Here is a 26,065-nt window from a genome sequence, read left to right on the forward strand (position 1 = left end):
TTTTCGATAAGTTAATATGGTGCCGGCTTTATTGCACTGTACATTTCATAATAAACCGATCAAGCAGATCGAAAGGAGTGGCCTTATGTTACTGGAAAATGATTCGCAGACCTCTGCGCACTTGCCCGTTACCGGCCGCAGTCCCAAGACGGATCTTGCCAAGGTAAAAGGATATATGGACGAGCACTATGACGAACCATTGTCTATTGCGGATCTCGCCCACAAAGCCAATATCAGTGCGAAATATTTCGTGGATCTGTTCAAGAAAACCTACGGACAGAGTGCAATGGAATATCTGACTGATCTTCGCATCAATCGTGCCAAACGATATCTGAAAGAAACAGGGTACAAACTTCGTGAAATCGCGCTGAGAGTAGGCTATAGCGATGAGTATTATTTTAGCCGCAAATTTAAAAAGGAAGTGGGCGTATCTCCTTCGGATTATGCCAAAAATGTAAGAAAACGCATCGCCACCTGCTCCTCCAGCATCATTGGACAGCTACTGGCGCTTAATGTCATGCCTGTCGCTGCGCCGATCGATCCCAAATGGACCGCTTATTACTATAACGCGCACCGTACCGAGATTCAGTCACACTTGAGACTGACAGACCCGTATACTAGCTTGAGATTTGAAGCCAACGTGGAAAGACTGATTCATATCCGGCCGGACGCTGTTGTGGGTACGGATCAGATCAGTGATCAGGATCAGGCCAAGCTGGCCGGGATTGCACCTTGTTGTTTTGTACCGAAGTATCACTTGGATTGGCGTGCGCAGTTACGTATGATTGCTGCTTTTTTGGAACGGGAAGAACAGGCGGAGCAGTGGATTAGTGTATACAATCAGCGAGTTGAGAAGGCGCGGAATTCCGTGCAGCAGAAGGTAGGCCGGGAGAAGGTCATCGTTGTCCGAGTGTATGGTCAGCACCTTTATCTGTATCGGAATCCGGGTATTGAAGAAGTATTGTTCAATAATGGCTTGCAACTGGAAACCTACCCCGATGTTCAGACCAATACCCCATTAACGTTGGAACAATTGGCTACCCTAAATCCGGATCGAATTCTCGTTATGGTGTGCCCTGAGGCTGCATCGCGAGCATACTGGCTCAGTTTGCAGCATTCACCCGTATGGCGTCAGCTTAAAGCAGTAAGGCAATATCAGATCCATCTGATTACAGGTGATCCCTGGTTTGATTACTCTGCCGTAGGTGTGATGCGCATGCTGGATGAAGCTTTGCTGATTTTCACGGGATATTGTCCAAATGTATATCTGGATAACGTCCATGGTGATTCCCGGGCTACATGACATATAATCCATCTATCTAAATGAGAATGTTTATCAAGGGGGATATGTCATGTTTAAACAGAAAAAAGATAACGGACTCCGTTCCGTTCGTCCATTTCGTAGCGCCGGTATCTCGGCCATGCTCGTACTGATAATGATTACGGGTCTGCTGTCTGCCTGTGGCTCAGCATCAGAAAATGCGGGAGAAGCACAGAAAGAGCAGCCAACGACGGAGGCATCGACCACGGCATCATCTGGAACGTCAGTGGCAGAAGAGGCACAGGAAGAAACCACAGGTGAACGAACGGTAAAAGACGATCTGGGACATGATGTCATCGTTCCTGAGCATGCAGAGCGTGTCTTTGCACCGTATCTGGAAGACTCTCTGCTGACACTGGGTGTCAAACCGGTAGCCCAATGGGCGAGTGGTACGCAAGGGCATGTTTATCTCCAGGATCAACTAAGCGGGATACCTACCCTCGATTTCTCCAGTGGGCTGCCTTCTCCAGAAGCGCTGATGGCGTATAATCCGGATTTCATTATTTTACACACGGCCCAATATGCCGAGAACGGTGTATATGAGAGTTATTCCAAAATTGCACCAACCTACGTATTTACGAATGCCTCGGGTGATGTAGAGAAGTCTTTGCAGGTAATCGGCGATTTGCTGGGCAAAACGGCTGAGGCTGAAAAAGCCATCGAGACGTACCATGCGAAGGTAGATGACGCGAAAGCCAAGCTCGCAAAAGTGACCGAGGGCAAGAAAGCAGCCATTATTCGTTTTGCTCCTCGGGGCATCAGCATGATGGGCGGTAACTATTTCAGCGGTTATGTGGTTTATCAGCAATTGGGACTTGGCAAGCCCGCACTGGTGCAAACGGAGAACAGCGCAACAGTATCGACTGAGGTATTGCCTGAGATTGATGCCGACTTTATTTTCACCGTGGAACAGGGTCCAGGGAGCATGAAGGAAATGACGGATACCAAAGTATGGAATAGCATGCCTGCAGTGAAAGCCGGACATGTGTACGCCGTGGAGCCAGCTCCGTGGCTGGGCGGCGGATTGATTGCTTATGGTCATGTCATTGACGATACGCTGAAGGCGTTAACGCAATAATCGAGGAAATTCATCCATATGTATTGATCGTAATATGAGAACTGCAGCTCCCCGCGGAGTACCAGAAACCGGATAAATTCCAGCGTTTCAGGTATACCGTGAGGGAGTTTTTTTAATTTCACGGGTAACTAATTCAGTTACAGAAATGTGGAAATATGGAGATAATCAAAAACATTTCTGGATATCGTCCATGGGACAGCCGGATCGACTCTTCTATAATTGGTAATGAGAATCAATCTCATATAAATCATGTGTAGTTCAGTATTCAACTTATATACGCAGAACAACGAGGAGGAACCATCCGTAATGACGTTTCAGCCCAATCAACCCACATCTCGTACCCTTGAACATATTGCACGCAGTACCGTACAGATTCCACGTGCCGAACAGTGGACCATGAAATCACGCAACGGCAATCATGCCTATCAGATTATGGTGTTCCAACCAGCAGAAGCGCCACCGCCTTCGGGATATCCGGTGATCTATCTGCTGGATGCCAACTCTGTGTTTGGAACGATGGTGGAAGCCGTTCGTGTACAGGGCCGCAGACCGGAGAAGACCGGAGCACTTCCGGCCATTGTTGTTGGCATTGGATATCCAACGTCGGGCCCTTTTTCGCCGCACCGATATTATGACTTTACCCCGCAGGCCACAACGGAATATACCCAGAAGTCGGATGGAACACCTTTACCGGAACAGGGTGGGGCGGATGAGTTCTTGCAGTTTATTGAAGAAGAGCTGAAGCCGGATATGGAACAGCAGTTCCGGATTGATCGGAACAGACAGGCCATTTTTGGACATTCTCTTGGTGGATTGTTCGTGCTGCACACGCTGTTCAAGAAACCGGAAGCCTTTCGTTATTACATTGCGGGCAGCCCGTCACTTCACTGGAATCAGACCGTCATGCAGGCAGAGGAACAGGAATTTGTCGCAAAGTTGGAGCAGCATCCCGTGAACGTCAAGGTGTGGATTGGTATGGGTGAACAGGAGAAGACGCATCCTGCGCGCAACAATGATAAGGCTTCGAGTCTTACAGAACGGTTATCCGCGCTGAAGAAGCCGGGTCTTGATATTAAATATACCGAGTTCGAAGAAGAAAACCATGTATCGGTACTGCCGTTTCTGATTAGTCGGACGATGCGGTTTGCCTGCAGCCCGGAGTCGTAGGAGGAAAGAGCCGACAGCAATTTCAATCAGGGGTCTGGGGAGATTGGGCGAGAGACAGATGGATAGAAATGTTACAAATTCACGGATAATCCAATTGGGTTCAGCAGGATCACATATCTCTCCAACAGGAGAGGGAGCAGTAATGCAAGGGAGGAACAGGAGTGAGTTACACAGGAATTCATGGAAAAGTGGCCGTGGTCACCGGTGCTGCGCAAGGGATCGGTGAAGCCGTGACGAGATTGCTTGCCCAGCAGGGGGCTATTGTTGCTGCTGTTGATATACGTGAAGATCAGTTGGACCAGTTGGTCACGGAACTGCGAAATCAGGGACATCAGGCAGCAGCCTGTCCTGTTGATATATCCAATCATCAATCCGTCGAAGATGCAGTGCAGCGTATTGAGGAGACATTAGGTCCCATTGGCATTCTGGTGAATGCAGCGGGTGTACTGTACACGGGGGCAGTGAGTGAACTCCGTGATGAAGAATGGACAAGGACTTTTGACGTGAATACGCATGGTGTATTTTACATGTCACGTGCTGTGGTACGAAACATGGCCGAACGTCAATCGGGAGCGATCGTTACTGTAGGTTCTAACGCTTCAGGTGTGCCCCGGATGCACATGTCCGCCTACGTAGCCTCCAAAGCAGCTTCAACCATGTTCACCAAATGTCTGGCGCTTGAATACGCCTCAGACCATATCCGCTGTAATATCGTATCTCCAGGTTCCACGGATACGGATATGCAGCGTGCATTGTGGGCGGATGAACAGGGAGCAGAGGCAGTTATCGCGGGTTCCCCACAGGCATACCGTCTGGGCATTCCTCTGAACAGACTGGCGTTGCCGTCGGATATCGCGGATAGTGTGCTTTTTTTGGTATCGGATCAGGCTAGACATATTACGATGCATAACTTGTGTGTGGACGGAGGCGCCACGTTAGGTGCCTGAATCAAGATAAGGAGATGATAATCATGTCAAAAGCGGGTACGGTTGCTGCAACTTCCGCCTTACACCTTCTGGAACAATATCGGGAGGGGACGTCCTTTTTCTGGTCTTCACCGCAACATACCCTGTTAGCTCAAGGGGAACAGATTCGATGGTCCGCCATGGAAGTACCGGAGGCCAGTACACGGGATTCCACGGGCGCGGTAATTGTTACCGAACAAAAGCGTAATGAAGAAACGCAGCTTTTTATTAAACGGATGGAACAGCTGATGGAGAAGGCGAGAGCCTTGGGCCAAACGAAACCGATTGTGGTCGGCGCCATTCCATTTGATCCCATTCATTCTTCTGCGGAGCTATTCGTACCAGAGAAGATACAATGGGCTGAACCTCTATCCCCGGATTCGAGGGCATTGGTGGAGAAGCATCCGGCCGCAGTGGGTTGTGAGGTGTGTGAAGTGCCTGCCGGAGCAGTATATCAACAAAGCGTAAACAACGTTTTGGTTGACCTGAATCAAGGCATTCTCCACAAAGTTGTGTTATCCCGTACACTGCATGTGACTTCACAGAGCTTTGTGGACACACATCAGTTACTCCGTAATTTGTTCAGGGATAACACACACGGATATACATTTGCTGTTCCGATGACGAAGCTCTCCACATCAAAATGTAATATAACAACGAGTAAACGCAATATCATTGAGGTGGAAAAAGAAACCCATCGGACATATATCGGAGCAAGTCCCGAATTACTAGTTACACGAAAAGGATCCAAAGTGAGAGCCAATCCACTTGCCGGGTCTGCTGCCCGGAGTGAGGATCCTGCGGAGGACCGCCGCCGTGCAGAAGCGCTGCTGGCTTCAGCTAAAGATCGCCATGAACATGCCGTAGTCATCGAGGCTGTGGCAGAGGCACTGCGTCCATTGTGCAAGCAGCTATCGGTCCCGGCAGAACCTTCCTTAATCCAGACACGAACCATGTGGCACTTATCTACGGAAATTCACGGGGAGCTTGCTGATGTTAACACATCATCACTGGAACTTGCATTTGCTCTTCATCCTACACCGGCGATCTGTGGGACACCTGTACAGGCCGCTCGGGAAGCCATTAGGGAACAGGAGCCATTCGAACGGGGATTATTCACCGGTATGGTGGGCTGGTGTGACAGTGATGGTGACGGCGAGTGGGCTGTAACGATCCGATGTGCGGAAGTGGAAGGCAAAACACTTAAACTGTTTGCTGGAGCGGGTATTGTAGCAGGTTCTACAGCAGAAGCGGAGCTGGCAGAGACCTCGGCGAAATTCAGAACAATGCTGCTCGCCATGGGTTTGGATTCATCTGTGTCCAGTATGAAGGAGGAATGAGTGATGCTTTCAGGATTTCAGGCCTGGCCTGAGGAAGTTGCCGATCAATATCGTCAGGAGGGCTGTTGGGAAGGAATTACGTTTGGAGAAATGCTCCGCCAGCGCGCTGATCTATATGGCAATCGGGTAGCCATTATCAGCGGTGAACAGCAATTAACCTATGCGGAGCTGAACGACCGGGTGGATCGTCTGGCCGCCGGTTTATATGCCAAGGGAATACGGCAGCATGATCGGGTGATTATCCAGCTGCCCAATATCCCGGCGTTTATCGAGGTATGTTTTGCTTTATTCCGCATCGGTGCACTGCCTGTATACGCATTACCCTTGCACCGGAAGAGCGAAATTACGTATTTTGCCCGGTTCTCTGAGGCCGTAGCTTATGTGATACCTGATCAGGATGGCGGATTTGATTACCGAACGCTGGCAGAAGAGGTTCAGGCAGAGGTTCCCGGACTTCAGCAAGTATTCGTGGCGGGAGAAGCGGGGCGGTTCACGGCTCTGGAAGATGTCTATGCAGATCCGATTAAACTGCCGGATGAGCCGGTTTCTTCCGACGTTGCTTTTCTACAGTTGTCTGGTGGAAGTACCGGGCTGTCCAAAATGATTCCCCGCACCCATGATGACTACATCTACAGTTTGCGGAGAAGTGTGGAGGTCTGCGGGCTCAGCCCGGAGAGTGTCTATCTGGCGGTGCTGCCTATAGCACATAACTATCCAATGAGCTCACCGGGCTTCCTGGGCACGCTGTACGCGGGTGGAACCATTGTACTGTCACGCGGGTCCAGTCCGGATGAAGCTTTTCCACTCATTAAGCGTCATCAGGTGACCATTACGGCTCTTGTACCACCACTCGCACTCATATGGTTGAACGCGGCGGCTACCCGGGGAACTAAGCTACCCTCACTTGAGGTGCTTCAAGTTGGCGGAGCCAAATTCAGCGCCGAGGTGGCTGCACGTGTCCAACCCGTCCTGGGCTGTACCTTGCAGCAAGTGTTCGGCATGGCCGAGGGTCTGGTGAATTACACCCGTTTGGATGATCCGTTGGATGTCATTGTTAACACTCAGGGCAAGCCGATGTCTCCGTATGACGAAGTACGAATCGTGGATGACGAGGATGTTGAGGTGGAACAGGGACAATCGGGACATTTACTGACGCGAGGTCCTTACACGATTCGTGGTTATTACAAGGCCGATGAACATAACGCCAGATCGTTTACCACGGACGGTTTCTATCGTACCGGAGACATTGCAAGTCTTACGGCGGATGGATATCTCGTTGTGGAAGGACGGGCGAAGGACCAGATTAACCGCGGTGGCGACAAAGTGGCTGCCGAGGAAGTGGAAAATCATTTGCTGGCCCATCCTGCCGTACATGATGCGGCATTGGTATCCATGCCCGATGAATATCTGGGCGAGCGTTCCTGTGCATTTATCGTGCCGAGCGGTGAAGCTCCATCAGCTGCCGAAGTCAAATCTTTTCTGCGTAATCGAGGCCTAGCGAGCTATAAAATACCGGATCGGATTGAGTTTGTACAGTCTTTTCCCAAAACTCAAGTTGGCAAAGTCAGCAAAAAAGCATTGCGCGAGATGATTACAACTAAACAGCCCATATCCTGATCGTGATTTCTTATAGATAACATTACAGCACAACGATGAACATGATTGTAATAAATAAAGCTGAAAAGAGGGATATTCATGGCACTTCCAAAGATTCAACCCTATGCAATGCCTGTAGAGTCGGAGCTTCCCGTCAACAAGGTAACGTGGACGCCGGATGCGAAGCGCTCGGTACTCCTGATTCACGATATGCAGCAATATTTTATGAACGCTTTTACGGCAGGGCAATCCCCTGTGGTGGAGCTGATCGATCATATTTCACAACTTCATTCGAAGTGTCATGAGCTTGGCATTCCGGTGGTCTACTCCGCACAACCGGGCGGACAGACACCGGAGCAGCGCGGACTACAGCTGGATTTTTGGGGCGCGGGGATTGATGGAGGACCTGTGCAAAAAGAAATCATTGAAGCACTCACACCCGCTCCGCAAGATACCTTCATGACCAAATGGCGATACAGCGCCTTCCAAAAGACAGAATTGTTTGAACTGATGCAGCAGCATGGTCGCGATCAACTGATCGTCTGTGGCATCTATGCTCATATCGGATGTCTGATGACCTCTTGCGAAGCCTTTATGAGAGATATTCAGGCGTTTCTGGTTGCTGATGCAGTGGCCGATTTTTCGGCGGAAAAACATCGCATGGCTCTGACGTATGCATCAGAACGGTGTGCGGTGACATTGACAACCGGGCGTCTGCTTGAGGCGCTAAATGATTCTTCCACAGGCGGAATTGGAGGAGCCGTAACGTCCGAGGCAGGTGAGCAAGGTGAACAATCCTATGCTACACCCGCTCATCTGGCTGGTTCAGAGACTGAGCATCAAACGGCATCTGCTGCTAAGAAGCCCCAGAATGGTCGTGATGGCGTGAACCAAGCGACGCTGGAAGCATTGAGAAATCAGGTTGGAGAGATGCTGCAGGAGCAGCCTGCGAATATTGGGGAGCATGATGACCTGATTCAGAACTGGGGAATGGATTCCATTCGTATTATGAGTCTGGCTGAGCGCTTTCGTGTGGAAGGAGCGGGGGTAACTTTTGTGGATCTGGCGGAGCTGCCTACATTGGCTGCATGGGCAGCGTTGCTGGATAAGGCCTATAGGAATGTGCTCCCGAACGGAGACTACTTTTGAGCGGGGCCGTGCATACGTCGCACAGTCGGAACACGGCTTGGCCCCTGTCCTCTGCCCAGTCCGGTATCTGGTTCGCTCAGCAGTTGAATCCGGACAATCCGATGTACAATACCGCCGAGTATGTGGTCATTCAGGGCAACGTAGACGCCAGACGATTCGAAGAGAGTGTGCGACAGACCGTTTCGGAAGCAGAATCGCTGAATATGGTTTATGGAGAAAATGAACAAGGTCCGTGGCAGTCTGTGAACAGCAAAAATGATCATTGGACATTCCATGTCATCGACGTGAGCAAGGAAGCGGAGCCCCATGCAGCAGCACTGGCTTGGATGAAAAGGGATCTGGCCCATCCCGTCAACCTGGCGACAGGCCCACTTTTCACGGAGGCATTGTTCCAGGTGAGCCATGAGTGTTATTACTGGTACCAGCGTATTCATCATATTGCGATTGATGGATACGGCGTTTCGCTGATTACCCGCAGGGTAGCCAGCCTATACTCTGCAAGTGTAAGAGGAGAAGCAGCAGATCAAGCACAGCAAGTAGCGTCGTTCGGGTCGTTGACGGCCGTACTTCAGGAAGACGAGGATTATCATGCTTCAGTAGACAAAGAGCAGGATCGCCAGTTTTGGATGGATCGATATGCCGATGAACCGGATGTTGTCAGTCTGGGGGAACGGGCGCCACGAACATCTACCTATTTCCTGAGACGGAGCGGTCTGCTTACACAGCCGCAGCGCGAGCAAATGCAGGCGGTAGCGGCAAGGTTCGGTGTGACTTGGCCGGATCTGTTCATAGCGGCAACTGCCATCTACGTACACCGGATGACAGGAGCGACCGATGTTGTGCTGGCTCTGCCCGTAATGTGCCGGTTGGGATCAACATCCCTGCGGGTTCCGGGTATGGTCATGAACGTGCTTCCGCTGCGTCTCCACGTGGAGTCGGCTCTGACTGTGTCAGAGCTACTGAAACAGGTTGTGCAGGAGATTCGGGCGTTACGCAAGCATCAGCGTTATCGTCATCAGGATCTGCGGCGTGATCTCAAGCTGCTTGGAGAGAATCGTCGTCTGTTCGGACCCATGATTAATGTGATGCCATTCCACCATGAATTGAACTTTGCGGGGCAGAGCGGCATGATTCACAACCTGTCCACTGGTCCGGTGGACGATCTGTCCATTCATGTCGTGGACCAGGGACATGGTCATGGGCTGAGTATTGATTTTGATGCTAATCCGTCCATCTACAGTGATTCCGAACTGCTGAACCATCAGTTGCGTTATATGCAGCTTCTGAACCTGGTGATGCAGGAAGGGATGGAGACGGAGATTGTTGGAAATCTTGATGTGCTGCTCCCTGCCGAACGTGAGCAAGTATTGGTTACATGGAATGGAAAAGGAGAGGTGACGGGCGGCAGCAATTCGGCAGCACTGTTTGAACAGCAGGTCCGCCGCACGCCTTCTGCAACGGCTCTGACATTCGAAGGGGAATCCCTGACGTATGCGGAGCTGAATGAACGGGCAAATAAGTTGGCTCATGAATTGATACAACGATATCAGGCAGGGCCGGAACAGATGATAGCCATCGCTCTGCCACGTTCACTGGAAGTGATCATTGCGATTGTGGCTGTCCACAAAACGGGGGCAGCCTATCTGCCACTTGACCCTGACTATCCCGAAGAGCGGCTGATCTACATGTTGGAGGATGCCAAGCCTGCTTGTGTGGTGACGGTGATGAACCATGTTTCCAGTCTGCCAACCACAGCCAGTGTACCCATTATGGTAATGGATGAACCGATTACTGCTCTGGCAGTGAGCCGCCAACCTGGAAGTAATCCCGAAGCTGATGACCTTACAAGTGAAGCTTCTCTACTCAATCCTTCATATATCATCTACACCTCAGGTTCCACGGGTAAACCCAAAGGTGTAGCCACAACCCATCTGGGGCTGGCGAATCTGCTTGAGGATATGAAGAGGAGATTACAAGTTGGTCCACAGGACCACTGGCTGTCGGTGACTACGATTGCTTTTGACATATCCGTACTGGAAGTATTCCTGCCGCTCACGACGGGTGCGCGGCTGGATATTGCACGCAAAGAGACCATTCTTGATCCGGCAGCCCTGGCTGCGAAGATGAGGGAGCAGGGGACAACCATCATGCAGGCTACGCCTACGTTATGGCAGTCCTTGGTGACGAGCCGCCCGGGCCAATTCGATGGGCTAACTGTGATTACCGGAGGAGAGGCACTGACGGAGGAACTGAAGCTTTCTTTGCAGGAGCTGGGGTGTCACGTCAATAATCAGTACGGTCCAACCGAGACGACTATCTATTCCACGGCTGCATCACTGGAGACAGGAGCGACGGGGAAACCGTCGATTGGTGGGCCAGTTCGCAACACGCAGCTATATGTGCTGGATCAAGGGTTGAAGCCAGTCCCTCCGGGTGTAGCAGGGGAACTGTATATCGCAGGCGAGGGGCTTGCGCGCGGGTATTTGGGCAGACCTGATCTGACCGCAGAACGTTTTGTAGCCAATCCCTTCAGTCAGCCAGGCAGTCGGATGTACCGTACAGGGGATTTGGCGAAATGGCTGCCGGATGGTTCCATTGATTATTTAGGCCGAGCAGATCACCAGATCAAAATTAGAGGCTTCCGGATTGAACTGGGTGAGATTGAATCAGTAATCTCCAGATATCCTGGTGTAGCTCAGGTCACGGTCATGGCTCGAGAAGATCAACCGGGAAACCAGCGACTGGCAGCGTATGTAGTGGCTGAGTCTGAACAGGAGAATCGTATGGATCTGGCAGAACTAAGAGCATTCGTGGCTGATGTATTGCCGGATTACATGGTGCCTTCTGCATTCATGCTGCTGCCCGAGATGCCGCTGACACCGAATAAAAAGATCGATCGCAAACGGCTTCCGGTGCCTACTTTGATGTCAAATGCCAATGGACGGGAGGCGCGCACACCACAGGAGGAAATTCTGTGTTGTCTATTCGCTGAGATTCTGGGTGTTGGTCGCGTGGGCATTGACGATGATTTCTTTGAACTGGGTGGACACTCCCTGCTGGCCGGGCGAATTACATCACGTATCCGTGATGTGTTTGGTGCAGATCTGACCATTGGCAGTGTATTTGAAGCCCCAACCGCAGCAGGACTGGCCAAACGATTGGATCAGGCGAAATCGGTGAGACCTGTTATTCAGCCTGTTCCACGTCAGGGTGAGCTTCCGCTTTCCTTTGCCCAGCGGAGATTGTGGTTCATGTATTGTCTGGAAGGCGCCAATCCGACGTATAATATTCCGCTGGTTGCCCGGTTGGCCGGGAAGCTGGATACAGATGCTCTGGAGAACGCCCTGCAGGATATTGTAGACCGTCATGAAACATTACGAACGCTGTATCCGCCGGAAATGGGCTCTGCGAGCCAGCATATTCTGAATTCCGCTGACGTCAGAGTGAAATTGAATGTAACCGCTGCTGCCGAGCAGGAGCTTCCCGAGCTTCTGACAGAAGCGTCACGCTACAGCTTCCAGCTCTCCACTGAACCGGGCATCCGTGCCGAGTTGTTCAGAACCAGCATGGATGAGTATGTGCTGTTGCTGCTTCTCCATCATATTGCCGGAGATGGATGGTCATTGTCGCCGCTCATCCGCGATCTGTCGGAGGCTTATACGGCACGCTTACAGGGTTCTGCCCCTGCTTGGGAGCCACTTCGAATTCAATATGCCGATTATGCAGTATGGCAGGAGAGATTGCTGGGGGATGAGAGGCAGCAGGACAGTCTGATTGCCAGACAAATGGAATTCTGGACTAACCAGCTGACGCATTTACCGGAGCAGGTTACGTTCCCTGCTGACTACGCCCGTCCAGTCGTGTCCAGTTACTGCGGCGGGTCAGTTCCTTTTACGATCAGTCAACGTCTGCATGAGCAATTGATGGTAACCGCACGTGAGAATAAAGTCAGCCTGTTCATGGTGCTGCACTCGGCACTGTCCTTGCTGCTTACCCGAATGGGAGCAGGAACGGATATCGCGATCGGAACACCGATTGCCGGACGGAGTGATGATGCGTTAGATGAAGTCGTGGGCATGTTCATTAACACCCTTGTGCTGCGTACCGACACTTCAGGTGATCCAACATTCCGCGAACTGCTGGCCCGTGTGCGGGAGGTCGATCTGGCTGCATATGAACATCAGGATCTGCCTTTTGAGCGATTGGTTGAAGTGTTGAACCCGCCTCGATCCCGTTCCAAACATCCACTCTTCCAAGTGATGCTTGTACTGCAAAATACACCGGATATTCGTCTTGATCTGCCGGGTGTTACAGCGGAAACCCGCATGCATGGTGTGGGTTCATCCAAATTTGATCTGACACTCGAGCTGACAGAGCAGCGTGAGCATAACGGATCTCCGGGTGGAATTGAAGGTGTGCTGGAATATAGTGCGGACCTCTTCCGGGAATCTACCGCAGGCGAACTCGTGATCCGGTTGATGCAGGTGCTCGAGGATGCCGTGCAGCAGATGGATGAACCGATCAGCAGATTCCGTGTCGTGACTCCGACAGAGCAGGCGCAGCTTGAACAAGAATGGTCCTTTAAGGTAAGTGAAGATGCGCAATTGACTATAGCTGAGCGCTTTGAAATACAAGCAGCAGCTCAACCGGAAGTGACTGCCTTGATCTACGAGGATATCACTTTGAATTACAGGGAACTGAATGCAAGAGCCAACCAGCTTGCCAGATTACTGATTGCTCAAGGCGTGGGACCGGAACAGATGGTAGCGCTGGCCTTGCCTCGCTCCGTTGAAATGGTTGTAGGCATTCTTGCTGTGCTAAAAGCAGGGGCTGCCTATCTGCCGCTGGACCCCAATTATCCGGCAGACCGCTTGACACATATGCTGACAGACGCAGCACCGAAAGTCATGGTAACGAGTACAGAGGTATACACCTTGCTTCCGCAGGTAGCGGAGATTCAGTGTATTAATATGGACGATTCGCATACCCTGCAGCAATTGGGGATGATGGATGATCGAAACCCTGCGGATAGTGAACGTAATGGGCGTGTAACAGCTCTGAGCCCGGCTTACATGATCTATACCTCGGGTTCGACAGGCAAGCCCAAAGGGGTTGTTATTCCGAATGCCAATGTCATCCGTTTGTTGGATGCTACGCAGCACTGGTTCCATTTTGACGCGAGTGATGTGTGGACCTTGTTCCATTCCTATGCTTTTGATTTCTCGGTCTGGGAAATCTGGGGACCACTGCTGCACGGAGGACGGCTGGTTGTTGTTCCTCATGAGATCAGCCGTTCACCGGGATCGTTCCTGCAATTGCTCGCTGAGCAAAAGGTGACCGTATTGAACCAGACGCCATCCGCGTTCTACCAACTCATGCAGGCTGACCGGGAAAATCCGTCCTGGGGACAGCAGCTTGCACTCCGTTATGTGATTTTTGGAGGCGAGGCGCTGGAGCTTGGCCGCTTGGATGACTGGTACGAACGGCATGCTGATGATGCGCCAAAACTCATCAATATGTATGGCATCACCGAGACGACGGTTCATGTCAGCTACCAGGAACTGCATGCTGGCAGTTCTACGGAAGGAGCGAGCAGCTGGATTGGATGCGCCATACCGGATCTTAAGGTATACGTGCTGGATGATCACCTGGAGCCTGTACCGACAGGAGTAACCGGAGAGATGTATGTAGCCGGAGCGGGTTTGGCCCGTGGTTATTGGAATCGGCCTGATCTTACAGCTGAGCGGTTCGTTGCTGATCCATACGGTCCGGCGGGCACCCGCATGTACCGGACAGGAGATTTGGCGAAGCGTCTGCACGATGGGTCGCTCGATTATTTGGGCCGGGCGGATCAGCAGGTGAAAATACGGGGATTCCGTATTGAGCTTGGCGAGATTGAAGCAGTGCTGGCAAGGCATTCAAGCGTAGCCCAGGCTGCTGTAATCGTCCTTGAAGACCAGCCAGGGGATAAGCGCCTTGTAGCTTATATCGTTCCGGCTTCGGAGATAGGAACGGTGCCCGAATCAGCTAGTTTGCGTCGTCATGCGTCCGCCAGCCTTCCGGATTATATGGTTCCATCTGCGGTTGTGGTGATGAAGAGCCTGCCACTCACACCGAATGGCAAGCTGGATCGCAAAATACTACCCGCACCGGAGATGCAATTAACGACAGGTGGCAGAGCGCCTCGCAACCCGCAGGAGGAGATCCTCTGTGATTTGTTTGCTGAAGTATTAGGCATGCGGAGTGTAAGCATTGACGACAGCTTCTTCGAACTGGGTGGGCATTCGCTGCTCGCTGTGCGCCTGATGAGTCGCATCCGTGAGGCTATGGGCCGGGAGCCGGGCATCGGCATTTTGTTCGAGACAGCCACTGTAGCGGGACTGGCGGAGCGATTGGAGATGGATTCAAATTCCGGGAAAAGCTCGCTTCAAGTGTTGTTGCCCCTCAGAACGCATGGGGAGCATCTGCCTATATTCTGTGTCCATCCAGCAGGAGGACTTAGCTGGTGTTATGCCGGTCTGATGAAACATCTGGGCATGGATTATCCGCTCTATGGGTTACAGGCCAGAGGCATTGCCGAAGTTGAGGAACTTCCATCTACACTGGAAGATATGACGGCAGATTACATCCGCCATATCCGCTTGGTACAGCCTGAAGGACCTTACCGTCTGCTGGGCTGGTCTCTTGGTGGCAACGTTGCACAGGCTATGGCGGTGCAGCTGCAATCCGAAGGAGAAGAAGTAGAGTTCCTCGCCATGCTGGATGCGTATCCGAGCCATTATCTGCCTATTCGCGGAGAACCGGATGAGGAAGAAGCGTTAACCGCATTGCTTGCACTGGGTGGCTATGATCCGGACAGTATTGGGGATGGACCCTTGGATATGGCAACAGCTATGCGCATACTGCGCAGTGAAGGTAGTGCGCTGGCGAGTTTGGACGAAGAGACGATCATGAAGCTGCGGAGGACCTATGAAAATTCCGTACGGATCTTGGGGGCCTACACGCCATCCCGATTCGAGGGGGATCTGATCTTCTTCCGTTCCACCATTATTCCTGATTGGTTCGACCCGATTGAACCGGAAATGTGGAATGCGTACATTGGAGGACAATTGGAACGTCATGATATCGCTTGCCGTCACAAGGACCTTTGCCAGCCTGGACCGCTGGAAGAAATCTGCCGAACACTTGCTGCCAAGCTGGAGGTTCTGAATAAGCGTAATATTCAACATAAATAGGAGGATAAGGCGATGAGCAACCCTTTTGAATATGAAGACAGCAATTATCTGGTGTTAATCAATGAGGAGGGTCAATACTCCCTCTGGCCTGCTTCCCTTACAGTACCCTTGGGTTGGACCTTAATGCTGGGCAAAGCCAAGCGTCGGATATGCCTTGATTACATCGCCGAGCAATGGACAGATCTGAAACCTCTAAGCCTCTGTAATGAAGCCGGCATGCCTGGAGCCATTCATGAGACTAGCAGATGAAAATAGGTCTGAATCCCAAGGTAATTGTCAGCATCGTCTACGTTCTGGCGATGTTTATGGTGGCCATGGATGGAACGGTCTTGGACAAAGTACGACGAATTATCAGTGAAAAGCCGGGGATTCAATCAGTTGACCAAGATATCCATTCAGATCAGGAGTATACAGAGGCAGTCCATTGAATATCAAAAATCCCTGGCGGGGTTCGCCAGGGATTTTCCATTTTACAGGTAGTTGCTAGTTCATAAATCTACAAGAAGAATCTAAAATATCAATTTTTGCTATGTTCCCTACGTTCGTTTCTATGGCTTACGCTGCTCGAGCAATAATTTGATTTCTCTCAAGAACCGCTTGAGACTCAGCATTTGCGGGACGGTAGCCTTTTTCCAACAATTCTTTAATGTAGATTTTGTTGTATACGAAGGAGAATACGATTCCACTAACCCAAGCTCCAATGCCTACCGTGAAGACTCCAAGAGCCACGCTAATCAAAAACATGATAGCAGCCCATTTCAAATCACCACGGAAAAGCGCAGGGAAAAAGCCAAAAAAGAGTGTTGTCCAGCTGAAACCAACTTTAACGTTTTTGGTTACACCTGCATTGTTTTGCAAAAAGATATGCATTTGTCCACTTCCTTCTAAAATAATGAATCGGTAGAGAGAATCGAGCATTAACAAGTATGTACTGTAGAATCTAGTTATAAATACCTGATCTTTAATACCTATTTCTCTTCCTTTTGGTCCTATAGTACCATTAACTGGACAGAATGTTAATCATTTTTTTTTGAAAATTATGGTTTGGAAAGGGATAAATGCACTTATTGATAAAATGTAAAAAGGAAGGAGAGGTTTGTAACCCCTCCTTCATAATAAAGCCTGATACAACTCTTCAATTGTGATGAAATCCGGCTGGGCAGGCAAACCTTCGCCTGCGGAACAAGCTGCCAACATATGCTCGTGATCCAGTCGCATGCTGAGGAATGGATAAGAGGGTGCTTCCGGCGAGTGCCAGTGCCCATCAGCATTGCGGATCATGGAGAATGAATCAAGTGGCATAGACAGGCCCATGCCGACGGCCTTGATGTAGCTCTCCTTCAGCGTCCATAGACGGTAGAAGGTCTCCAGCTGTATCTCGGCGGGCTCTGCAGCCAGAAATTGGCTCTCCGTCATAGAGAAGAAGCGCTCCGCAATCTTCATGTCGATGGGCGATATTTTTTCCACATCCACACCCAGATCAGTATCACCACCAGAGATTAGAGCAATCCAATCGCCGGAGTGCGAGACATTAAATTGAACATCAGCATAGTTGCTGAGCGAAGGTTTGCCGTATTGGTTACGGGTAAACGAAAGCTCTCCCGGGTTTAGGCCAGTTAACTTACTCAGCGTCACACGGGTCAACACTTCACCCAGAACGGAGCGATATGCGTCCGCCAGGTGCACAAAGCGTGAAGCTTGTGCTCGTCTTTCCTCGGATACGTGCAACAGAAAATGGTCCCAGTATGCCTCCGGCAATTCTGCCGGAACTTGTAGAACATGAATCGTTATCATCATTTATCACCTGACGATGTATTCGGCATCCATTGCAGACTTTCCTTTATATTCTTCGGTTTCTCCGGTCTCTCCATACCGCTTCATGCCTGCTGTGTTCTTTTCCATTCCTCATGTGCAGCCTGTACCCGACCCCACATTTGTTTGCGTTCCAGTTCCGTATAATTCAACAACGGTTCATGAAACCGCTCAGCTAATACGTCTTTCCAATCGGTGTAGGTTTGTATCTCCGTTTTGCGGATCCCTTCGCGGTCATGCGTCCGGAGCATACATCCACGCAGCTCGGTGCTTTGAAGAGCATCCCTCTGACGGAGCAAAAACGCGTTATGCCAAGGTGAATCGGCTGACTGGCTGTAGAATTGATGCTTCGGAATGAACTCTTCCAGACTGGTAAGCACTTCGGGATCATAGTCGACCCCTTCACTTGGCCCGTTGGGCTCATATTCAAGTCTCCATCCGCCAGGAGTAACGGATGAGGGCATTAATGTATATGTGAACGGTGCTGATCCATAGGTTCCGTAACGAAGAGGCAGCGGTTCGAAGGGCATGCCACCCAGACCGACATCCACAATCCAACGTTCCACATTGGGGTCTGCATCTGGCAAAGAGATCGACAGACCGAGATGGAACGAGTTCACACGTGGCTGCTCTCCATGTGGCTGAACTCCGGCACGATGCCATTGCACTGTATATCCCAGAGAGCGAAGCAGAACGCTGAATGCGCCATTTAGATGAAAACAGTAACCACTGCGCCCTTGCAAAATAAGCTGAATTGATTCTTGAAGATCGATGCCGGCAGGCCGACCCGCAAAAATATCGACCGTCTGCCAGGATAGATGCTGTACGTGTGCCTGCTGGATTTCGGACAGGAATTCCAGTGTGGGCTCCTTGATATCGTTAATGCCTATCCGTTTCAGGTAGGCCTGTATTTCAGGTTGAGTCAATGTAACATTCATCCAGATCACCTCGAGTCATGTAGTGGGCGTGATATATACTGCTGTTGCCCTGAATTCATTGTAAAAGTGATCGACTGAAATGAATATACAAGTTTGCTTCAATTGTACCGGTACAATTAAGAGAGACACATACACATCTTTCCATGACTGGGAGCGTTATTTCTTTTTCTTGGTATGTTAACCGTTTGGAGTGGATATAGGTTAGAATATAGATAGAAAGCAGGATTAGGAGAGATGGAAAAATGGCTAATGATGAAGTGATTTTGACACAGGAAGGCTTGGAAAAGCTGGAGGACGAACTGAGGGATTTAAAGACGGTGAAGCGTAAGGAATTGGCGGCGCGTCTGAAACTCGCGATCAGTTACGGTGACCTGAAGGAAAATAGTGAGTATCATTCAGCCAAAGATGATCAGGCTTTTATGGAAACCCGCATTTTGATTCTGGAGAAAATGCTGACCAAAGCAAGAGTCATCACTTCGGACAATATCGACTCGAACAAAGTAAGCATTGGCTCAACCATTCTGCTTAATGATATTGAGTTTGCCGAGAAAATTGAATACATGCTGGTTGGTCCGGCCGAGGCAGATGTTGCTGATAACAAAATATCCTACGAAAGCCCGCTTGGCAAGGAACTGATGGGCAAAGAAGTAGGCAGCGTCATTCATGTCAATGCGCCAATGGGCGTTATCAAATATGAGTTGCTTGAAATTAAAGTTTAATCGGAATAGAGGTGTTTCGACAACCATGGGAGTGGCTGTTGCAGCACCTCTTTTTTTGTTCATATAGGTTGATATTCAGCTGCGTTTCTTCCGTCCATTCAGAACCTCAAAGGTCATAACATACACGACCCAGAACAGGATCACGATATGGATCATCGCAATGGAGATGCCGATGCCGTATATCCAACCGTTGGTCAATCCAGATCCGTGCATGTTAAAGCCTGCTCCATGTCCTCCGCCAAAACCTCCATGCCCGCTACCCATAAGGGATTGTCCTTCCTCTGCGCCAACGTCACCGCCAGAACCTGTGCTCATGATCATGGCAATATTTACGTAGGTAGTCAGGGAGAAGGCGATTGCTGCGTACATCCATTTACGTTCAAAGAACGGGACCAGAACAAAGAATAGCAAAGCAGGTATGCTGTAACGCTCATGAATTTCCGTTGGCAGCATAAAGAAGGCGAGATTCACCGCTGCACCTGCAATGAGCAGAGATGAGATGCGAATTTCCTTGATTAACAACAGATAGGCTGATACGCCAACCACAGCAATAGCAAGCAGCAGCAGCCCCAACATTTTGTACGTCACTATGCCAAACAATACCGTAGCATCGTTTGTTGCCGGATCACCTAGCAGGTGATACCAGATATTCATGGCATTCAGGGAAAGCTGCGGGTACATATAAACGGCGCTTCCGTATGCATTGTTCAGCATGGCACTGAGGGTTCCGTTTGCTGCAAAATAGAGAAACACAGGCAGGGTAGCAATCATTAATCCTGCTGCAAATAGAAGCATGCCGCGAAATTGCCTGTGATAAAGCTGGCGTAGTAATACAATACCGATGACCGGGGCAATGACGATTGCCTGAAACTTCGCTAGCAGGGCAACCGAGAATATTACACCCGCCAAGAGAGGATTACTTAGAAGCAGAACGGTAGATAATACCATCAATGTACTGTGCAGGATGTCGATCTGTCCCCACATGGCGCTGTCGACCAAAAGACCGGGGTTGAAGGAAAGGACTGCAAGCAGCAATAAACATGCGCCAGAGCCCAGTCGTTTGAAGGTGAGGGTTAAGACAGCCATGGACAGGACGTCGAAGGCGATAGGCAGTATTTTCATGGACAGATTGCCAGCTGAGGCGGTTATGCCCAGGCCATCGAGTATCCAGCGATACAACCCCAGAATGACGATAAACAAGGGGGGGTAGTTCTGATCTTTGCCAAACAGGTATGATTCGCGAATACCGTACTGGTGAACAGTATTCATCCAATCAACGAACAGGGACTGATCTCCGACATAACCCCTGAATTGTGTTCCAAGGTACAACCGAAGCAGCAGACCTCCGGTGAAAATTAGAACGGCATACAGCCAGAAACGCCTGTTCCATCGGGTTTTTGGATCTGTGTAGCTCAGTGTGTTCATGATTCTCCTCCTCAGCATGGGCGATTGAGATTGGTGCAAGTATAGGCGACCAAGATGAGAGAGGCATTAATTTTCGATCGTATGTGTGTGGTACGAAGCTTAAAGTTTGCTGAATGCCCATGAATTGAAATGATATTTCATGCAATAGACGAAGGGAGGGCCCTGTGAACAGGACCCTCCCTCTTGATGTTTTTCTTTAGCAATTGCCGTTAATGTTTTTCCGTTTTTTAGTTGGGTTTGCAGCTCATCTACGGATGTGCCGGACAATTGGGCAGCCTTCGCTAAGCCGAAGCGGTAGTCGTTTTGGCCGTTGTTGAAGTGGTCGTTACCGTCGTCACCTTTTTGGTCAGGGAATTATTCAGCTGTTTGGTCAAATCCGTCTTGATGGAAACCACTTTGGCTTGCGTGAGCTTGCCAGACTGGCGTATTTTTAAAAATGCAATGGATTGGACACGGACCATCCTGAAGTGCGAGAATGTTTGAATCAATTGGGGCTTTTGCCCCGAGAATTTCTCGATCTCAAACTTATGCTTCAAACCGTCAGCCTGAAGACCACAGACGGGTAGCCGCGATCATGACCCGGTGGGTCACATAAAAATTCCACTCGCAATTGAAAAGGGACTTATTAGATAACCCCTTGTTGCTATGCAATTGCGTTCCTAATTATATATAATTACATGATTATTAAGAATTACGACGATATGATTGTTCAGGAGAATGATGCGGATGAATAAGAAGATACTGATCGTTGAAGACGATGTTCATATATCTCGAATCATCAAGATGAATCTGAACCTCATGAATTATGCCACCACCGAGGTGTATGATGGTCTGGCGGCATTCGAGATGCTCAAGAGGGAGAAGTTCGATCTTATTTTGCTTGATGTGATGATCCCCCGTCTGAACGGGTTTGAGTTGATGGAGAGAATTAAGCCTTACGGCACCCCTGTAATCTTTTTGACGGCGAAAAACTCGGTCTACGATAAAGTAAACGGTCTGAAGCTGGGTGCTGATGATTATATGGTCAAGCCCTTTGAAGCGATTGAGCTACTGGCTCGTATAGAGACAGTGCTGCGCAGATATGGTCATGAAGACAGGGTGTTGGAATTTCAGCATGTCCAAGTGGATCTTGATAAAAGAGAAGTCGTGATTCAAGGAGCGCCAGTGGAGCTGACGCCGAAGGAGTATGATCTGCTAGTGGTCCTTCTCAAGAACAAGAATATCGCCCTGACGCGGGAACAATTCCTGGATAAAGTATGGGGCGGCGATTATTATGGAGAGACCCGAACGGTAGACATGCATATCAAATCGCTGCGCAAGAAGCTAGGTTTGCAGGAGCAGATCAAGACGATTTACAAAATCGGGTACCGGCTGGAGGACTGATAGATGAAATTTTGGCAGAAAATATATCTGTTCTCGATTCTCGTATTTGTCATTATCTTTAACATTGCTTCCATTTTGGTAATTGAACGCAGCCACAACAAGATGCTGGGCCAGGCAATTAACGTGGCTCTAAGCCAGAACATAAGCATTCATTCCAGCGTGGATGCCATCGTGCCGATTCTGAGAATCTATGATTCGATTGATTATGAGAAGACGGTCCTGACGCGTATTGCCAATGAATTTGTGGATAAGAACAGTGATCAGTTGGTTTATATGGATATTACGGATGATTCGCAGCGTACGGTATTTAATAACTCCGATTTCCCAATGCCCGTGGCGCGGAGCGAACTGGATAATCTGGATGAGGACAGCATTCATTCTATTCTGCGGGAGATCGGCGCCCGGACGATTCTGTTTACCTCGAACATTACAGATATTAATCATAAAAAATATGTATTCACCTACATGAAAGATGTTACCGCGGTATATCAGGACCGGATAGACCAGTACAGCTTTTTTGCCAAAGTCGATCTGGCGGCCTGTCTTTTGTTTATGGTGATTATGTTCTTCGTGAGCAGAGGGCTGACAAGATCCATTGACCGCCTGAACCGCACAGCGAAAGTCATTGCCCAAGGGGATTTCTCGGAGCGCGTCACTCTGAAATCAAAGGATGAGATCGGTATTTTGGGGTCCAATTTCAATGAGATGGCGGAGGTTGTCGAAGATAAAATCAACGAGTTGGAGCGTAATAACGAGGAAAAGCAACGGTTTATCAATAATTTTACGCATGAGCTAAAAACGCCACTGACCTCGATTATCGGGTATGCCAATTTTTTGCGGACGACCAAATACAACGAAGAGCTGTTCGTGGACGGTCTGAATGTAATTTATTCCGAAGGGAAGCGGCTGGAGTCGCTGTCACTGAAGCTGATGGATTTGATTTTGTTGCAGAAGGAACAGTTTCAGATGGAGTTGCAGGATCTCGGCGAGATGATTACGGAGATAAAGCCAGCGGTAGAGATCATGGCTAAGGAGAAGAACGTGGCGATAGTGCTGGATTGTGAAAAAGGGGAGCTGCCCCTGGAGCGCGATCTAATCAAGGTACTGATTTTCAATCTAGTGGATAATGCGCTCAAAGCCTCTTCACCGGAACAGACGATTGCACTGCGTACGTATTGGCGGGGCGGGAATTATATTTTTGCCGTTATTGATCAGGGTATCGGAATTGGCGTGGAGGATCAGGGCAAAATATTCGAACCCTTCTTTATGGCGGATAAATCCAGGACACGAAGCAGTAACGGCGCAGGCCTGGGTCTGGCGATATGTCAAAATGTTGCCGGTATACACGGTGCTGTCATAAGGGTAAACAGTGTTGTGCAGCAAGGGACAACGGTGGAAGTTGTCTTTGCGTCGAACCATGCTGCGGAAAGCGAGTTACGTACATGAGAAAATATAGGATGCTTTTGCTGTACTCAGCGATACTGGTGCTTGCGACAGGATGCCAAGGCTGGTTCAACAGTATTCCCAAGGATACCGTAATGATCAAAAAAATAGTACAGGAGCATAAGAACAGTGAGATCGAGTACGAAGGGGTTCTGTCCCAGGATGCGGTGAAGACACTGAGCGTACAAGCGGTGGACAAATTTTTGAACATAAAGCTGGCTGTGGATCATGCGCAGTTCGAGATTATGGCTGTCGATCAGAACAAACTCAAGGAGCTGCTGAAAGAGACCAGTCAGATTGCCGGGCAGGTGACCTTGGAAGGCATGTCCCAGCAAAGAATGCAGTTCACCAGCGATATCCAAGCGATTACTGGCGGGCTGTATTATGTAACATTGACGTCGTCGGAGGTTCCTGAGGAGTCTTATGATATTGTATTAAATGCCAAGGATGGCGACGTGTTGAAGATTTTGCGTTCCTACCGGGGAAGCAGAGCTATGCCGCGTAATTCGGAAGAAAAGGTATTTGATCTTGCCGATCGGTTTGTAGAAGAACATGGAAGCTATCCGTTGACTGAGTTAACCCCGCAGCTCGATATGACCCGCTGGGGTTCTAATGTGGAGCTGTATTATACGAGCAAGGATAACAAGACCCTGAAATATTGTGTCGTGGTTAATTTCAGCAGTAATAAAGTCGTAGGCTTCAGCAAGGATATCATGGCGCTGCTAAGTTATAATTCCAAACGGTAGAGGGTTTAAACTTAATCTATATAGAAGGTTGGTTCAAAGTCATGAATATGGCTTGGAATCAACCTTTTGTGCGCTTGGCAGCGCAATCGACTAAGGAGTGAAAGGAGCCGGATGCGATGACCCGCACCGGATCTGTGAGAGGCCCATGCACTTGCGCATGGGCCTACTCGATTTTGCGTACTGCCACCTGCACTCCAAACTTTACAACTTCTATATAACTCTATCTCACTTATGATATATCCGTTCTCTATACTGTTAAAGTACCCGGCAAAGGGGAGCCAAGAATACGATCAAAGAACCGAAAGGGAGATTACGTTATGAAAAAATTCATGCTGATGATATTGGCAGCGATGTTCGTATTAACCATTTCTGCTTGCAGTGCGGGTACTGGAAACAGTAACGCCGGCGGCGCTGTTGAAGTGAAGACGGGCCAGCAGCCAACGGATCAATCGGCGTCTACATCAGGTCAGCCGGGAGGCTTGGGCGCACCCTCCGCTACGGAGAAGAAAACCGTGGTGTTCTCTACCTTTTTCCCGAGTGATTACTTTAAAGAAGCTAAGAAAAAATATGAAGCCAAGCACCCTAACATTACAATTGATCTGAGATCGGTTGAGACGGATGATGCACATTTGGAAGAGAACCTGGAGAAATTTGTGAAAACAACGGGCACGGCGATGCTCTCGGGACAAGGTCCCGATTTAATCGAGATGGATCAGCTGCCGTCTGGCGACTATGTGAAGCAAAAGATGCTGGCCAATCTTGGGGACATCATGGCCCATGACCCTGATTTTAAACAAGAACAGTATTTTACTAACATTCTGGAAGGGATGAAAGTTAACGGTGGAATGTATGGCGTGCCAATCGGGTTCTTTATCTATGGTCTGGTGGGCAATGAAGATGCGATTAAGAAGAGTGGCGTGACATTCGATGACAGCAAGTGGAACTGGGAGCAGTTCATCACGACAGCCCAAGCTATGACGAAAGGAGCCGACAAGGACCACCAGTATGCTTTGGGCAGAAGCGTGCCAGAGTATATGACCACGCAATTTGTGAATGAACGATATGCAACCTTCGTCAATCAGGAGCAGAGGAGCGCCAATTTTGTATCCAGCGATTTTACCGACCTGCTTCAACTGGTAAAAACGTTGTTCGATAAAAAAGTAGTCGGTACAGATGCACGCTTCCCATTGTTCAACACCGCCCAGATCAACTCACCATCGGATTATATCCGGGAGTTGCGGATCAGTGAATTCATTCCTGATGGCAATGCCTATACCTCGAAGCTTTATTTGAGTCCAAATGCCGATCCGCAGCATCCGGGTGGTTCCTTCCGAACCTATCAGACGATTGGGCTGAATGAGCGTTCAGCAGTAAAAGCCGAGGCGTGGGATTTTATGAAGTTTCTGCTCTCAGATGAAATGCAGAGCACACCCGACGGTACCGGATTTCCGCTGAATAAAGCCTCTTATGCGAAAAAAGCGCAAGCGTTGGTTCAAAAAGGGTCCATCCAGTCTGATCAACCGATCGGGCCGTTGAAAGGCAAGAACTTCAAAATCACACAGCAGGATATTGATGATTTGGACAAATTCCTGAACGGGGCGACGTACCCGCTACAATTCAAGCCCTCCAAGATTGACGAGATCATCACCGCAGAGGCACAGGCTTTTTTCACCGGTCAGAAGTCGGCTGACGAAGTAGCCAAGCTCATTCAGAACAGGGTAACTACTTATCTGAATGAGTAGCAGCAA

At 49.6% G+C, this 26,065-nt stretch carries 20 protein-coding genes; 15 read left to right on the forward strand and 5 right to left on the reverse strand.

What is annotated here, in order from left to right; translation table 11 throughout:
• Positions 1-85: 85 nt before the first annotated feature.
• The 10 genes from P364_RS0108450 (at position 86) to P364_RS37740 (ending at position 16,279) form a co-directional block, all read left to right on the forward strand.
• Positions 86-1,303: an AraC family transcriptional regulator gene (locus tag P364_RS0108450; RefSeq protein WP_024629702.1), complete on the forward strand. Its 1,218-nt coding sequence runs from the start codon at positions 86-88 to the stop codon at positions 1,301-1,303.
• Between the two features lie 49 nt (positions 1,304-1,352).
• The gene (locus tag P364_RS0108455) at positions 1,353-2,399 is read left to right on the forward strand and encodes an ABC transporter substrate-binding protein (RefSeq protein WP_024629703.1); all 1,047 of its coding nucleotides are present in this window, start codon (positions 1,353-1,355) and stop codon (positions 2,397-2,399) included.
• 306 nt (positions 2,400-2,705) lie between these two features.
• Positions 2,706-3,566 carry an alpha/beta hydrolase gene (locus P364_RS0108460; RefSeq protein ID WP_024629704.1) on the forward strand — a complete coding sequence of 287 codons (861 nt, stop codon included), beginning with the start codon at positions 2,706-2,708 and terminating at the stop codon, positions 3,564-3,566.
• A gap of 161 nt (positions 3,567-3,727) precedes the next feature.
• Positions 3,728-4,513 (forward strand): 2,3-dihydro-2,3-dihydroxybenzoate dehydrogenase, encoded by a 786-nt coding sequence (locus P364_RS0108465; RefSeq protein WP_024629705.1) that lies wholly within the window; start codon positions 3,728-3,730, stop codon positions 4,511-4,513.
• A 23-nt stretch (positions 4,514-4,536) separates the two neighbouring features.
• Positions 4,537-5,871 carry an isochorismate synthase DhbC gene (gene dhbC / locus P364_RS0108470; protein ID WP_024629706.1) on the forward strand — a complete coding sequence of 445 codons (1,335 nt, stop codon included), beginning with the start codon at positions 4,537-4,539 and terminating at the stop codon, positions 5,869-5,871.
• A 3-nt stretch (positions 5,872-5,874) separates the two neighbouring features.
• Complete coding sequence (locus P364_RS0108475; protein WP_024629707.1) at positions 5,875-7,488, forward strand: (2,3-dihydroxybenzoyl)adenylate synthase; 1,614 nt, start codon at positions 5,875-5,877, stop codon at positions 7,486-7,488.
• A 78-nt stretch (positions 7,489-7,566) separates the two neighbouring features.
• Positions 7,567-8,616, forward strand: coding sequence for an isochorismatase family protein (locus P364_RS0108480; protein WP_024629708.1), 1,050 nt, complete (start codon positions 7,567-7,569; stop codon positions 8,614-8,616).
• Entirely contained in the window at positions 8,613-15,851 is a 7,239-nt protein-coding gene (locus tag P364_RS0108485) for an amino acid adenylation domain-containing protein (protein WP_024629709.1), read from the forward strand. The genes P364_RS0108480 and P364_RS0108485 overlap by 4 nt, the downstream gene beginning before the upstream one ends.
• Before the next feature lie 12 nt (positions 15,852-15,863).
• Positions 15,864-16,100, forward strand: coding sequence for an MbtH family protein (locus P364_RS0108490; RefSeq protein ID WP_024629710.1), 237 nt, complete (start codon positions 15,864-15,866; stop codon positions 16,098-16,100).
• Entirely contained in the window at positions 16,097-16,279 is a 183-nt protein-coding gene (locus P364_RS37740) for a hypothetical protein (protein WP_024629711.1), read from the forward strand. The genes P364_RS0108490 and P364_RS37740 overlap by 4 nt, the downstream gene beginning before the upstream one ends.
• Positions 16,280-16,406: 127 nt before the next feature.
• Here P364_RS37740 and P364_RS0108500 read toward each other — a convergent pair whose 3' ends face one another.
• From P364_RS0108500 to P364_RS0108510, 3 genes are all read right to left on the reverse strand, one after another.
• Positions 16,407-16,721 carry a hypothetical protein gene (locus tag P364_RS0108500; RefSeq protein WP_024629712.1) on the reverse strand — a complete coding sequence of 105 codons (315 nt, stop codon included), beginning with the start codon at positions 16,719-16,721 and terminating at the stop codon, positions 16,407-16,409.
• Between the two features lie 240 nt (positions 16,722-16,961).
• Positions 16,962-17,648, reverse strand: a complete 687-nt coding sequence (locus P364_RS35185; protein WP_081717943.1) for a 4'-phosphopantetheinyl transferase family protein — start codon at positions 17,646-17,648, stop codon at positions 16,962-16,964.
• Positions 17,649-17,728: 80 nt separating this feature from the next.
• Positions 17,729-18,601, reverse strand: a complete 873-nt coding sequence (locus P364_RS0108510; RefSeq protein WP_024629714.1) for an arylamine N-acetyltransferase family protein — start codon at positions 18,599-18,601, stop codon at positions 17,729-17,731.
• A gap of 242 nt (positions 18,602-18,843) precedes the next feature.
• Between P364_RS0108510 and greA the strand changes: the two genes are divergently transcribed.
• On the forward strand, positions 18,844-19,320 hold the full coding sequence (gene greA, locus P364_RS0108515) for a transcription elongation factor GreA (RefSeq protein WP_024629715.1): 477 nt from the start codon (positions 18,844-18,846) through the stop codon (positions 19,318-19,320).
• A gap of 75 nt (positions 19,321-19,395) precedes the next feature.
• On the opposite strand, the gene P364_RS0108520 is transcribed toward greA, so the two are convergent.
• Positions 19,396-20,745: a hypothetical protein gene (locus tag P364_RS0108520; RefSeq protein ID WP_024629716.1), complete on the reverse strand. Its 1,350-nt coding sequence runs from the start codon at positions 20,743-20,745 to the stop codon at positions 19,396-19,398.
• Positions 20,746-21,026: 281 nt separating this feature from the next.
• Positions 21,027-21,281 carry a hypothetical protein gene (locus tag P364_RS0108525; protein WP_024629717.1) on the reverse strand — a complete coding sequence of 85 codons (255 nt, stop codon included), beginning with the start codon at positions 21,279-21,281 and terminating at the stop codon, positions 21,027-21,029.
• Positions 21,282-21,471: 190 nt separating this feature from the next.
• Between P364_RS0108525 and P364_RS0108530 the strand changes: the two genes are divergently transcribed.
• The 4 genes from P364_RS0108530 (at position 21,472) to P364_RS0108545 (ending at position 26,059) form a co-directional block, all read left to right on the forward strand.
• Entirely contained in the window at positions 21,472-22,128 is a 657-nt protein-coding gene (locus P364_RS0108530) for a response regulator transcription factor (RefSeq protein WP_024629718.1), read from the forward strand.
• A gap of 3 nt (positions 22,129-22,131) precedes the next feature.
• Positions 22,132-23,574 carry a sensor histidine kinase gene (locus tag P364_RS0108535; protein ID WP_024629719.1) on the forward strand — a complete coding sequence of 481 codons (1,443 nt, stop codon included), beginning with the start codon at positions 22,132-22,134 and terminating at the stop codon, positions 23,572-23,574.
• Entirely contained in the window at positions 23,571-24,317 is a 747-nt protein-coding gene (locus P364_RS0108540) for a hypothetical protein (protein ID WP_024629720.1), read from the forward strand. The genes P364_RS0108535 and P364_RS0108540 overlap by 4 nt, the downstream gene beginning before the upstream one ends.
• Before the next feature lie 317 nt (positions 24,318-24,634).
• On the forward strand, positions 24,635-26,059 hold the full coding sequence (locus P364_RS0108545) for an ABC transporter substrate-binding protein (protein WP_024629721.1): 1,425 nt from the start codon (positions 24,635-24,637) through the stop codon (positions 26,057-26,059).
• Positions 26,060-26,065: the final 6 nt, after the last annotated feature.

It is taken from the genome of Paenibacillus sp. MAEPY2 (assembly GCF_000499205.1).
GTDB classification, from domain to species: domain Bacteria; phylum Bacillota; class Bacilli; order Paenibacillales; family Paenibacillaceae; genus Paenibacillus; species Paenibacillus vandeheii.

Bases quoted from the DNA above. Each gene is read 5' to 3' on its own strand.
- P364_RS0108450 (WP_024629702.1), top strand. From the start codon at position 86: ATGTTACTGGAAAATGATTCGCAGACCTCTGCGCACTTGCCCGTTACC.
- P364_RS0108455 (WP_024629703.1), top strand. From the start codon at position 1,353: ATGTTTAAACAGAAAAAAGATAACGGACTCCGTTCCGTTCGTCCATTT.
- P364_RS0108460 (WP_024629704.1), top strand. From the start codon at position 2,706: ATGACGTTTCAGCCCAATCAACCCACATCTCGTACCCTTGAACATATT.
- dhbC (WP_024629706.1), top strand. From the start codon at position 4,537: ATGTCAAAAGCGGGTACGGTTGCTGCAACTTCCGCCTTACACCTTCTG.
- P364_RS0108475 (WP_024629707.1), top strand. From the start codon at position 5,875: ATGCTTTCAGGATTTCAGGCCTGGCCTGAGGAAGTTGCCGATCAATAT.
- P364_RS0108480 (WP_024629708.1), top strand. From the start codon at position 7,567: ATGGCACTTCCAAAGATTCAACCCTATGCAATGCCTGTAGAGTCGGAG.
- P364_RS0108490 (WP_024629710.1), top strand. From the start codon at position 15,864: ATGAGCAACCCTTTTGAATATGAAGACAGCAATTATCTGGTGTTAATC.
- P364_RS37740 (WP_024629711.1), top strand. From the start codon at position 16,097: ATGAAAATAGGTCTGAATCCCAAGGTAATTGTCAGCATCGTCTACGTT.
- P364_RS0108500 (WP_024629712.1), bottom strand. From the start codon at position 16,721: ATGCATATCTTTTTGCAAAACAATGCAGGTGTAACCAAAAACGTTAAA.
- P364_RS35185 (WP_081717943.1), bottom strand. From the start codon at position 17,648: ATGATGATAACGATTCATGTTCTACAAGTTCCGGCAGAATTGCCGGAG.
- P364_RS0108510 (WP_024629714.1), bottom strand. From the start codon at position 18,601: ATGAATGTTACATTGACTCAACCTGAAATACAGGCCTACCTGAAACGG.
- greA (WP_024629715.1), top strand. From the start codon at position 18,844: ATGGCTAATGATGAAGTGATTTTGACACAGGAAGGCTTGGAAAAGCTG.
- P364_RS0108520 (WP_024629716.1), bottom strand. From the start codon at position 20,745: ATGAACACACTGAGCTACACAGATCCAAAAACCCGATGGAACAGGCGT.
- P364_RS0108530 (WP_024629718.1), top strand. From the start codon at position 21,472: ATGAATAAGAAGATACTGATCGTTGAAGACGATGTTCATATATCTCGA.
- P364_RS0108535 (WP_024629719.1), top strand. From the start codon at position 22,132: ATGAAATTTTGGCAGAAAATATATCTGTTCTCGATTCTCGTATTTGTC.
- P364_RS0108540 (WP_024629720.1), top strand. From the start codon at position 23,571: ATGAGAAAATATAGGATGCTTTTGCTGTACTCAGCGATACTGGTGCTT.
- P364_RS0108545 (WP_024629721.1), top strand. From the start codon at position 24,635: ATGAAAAAATTCATGCTGATGATATTGGCAGCGATGTTCGTATTAACC.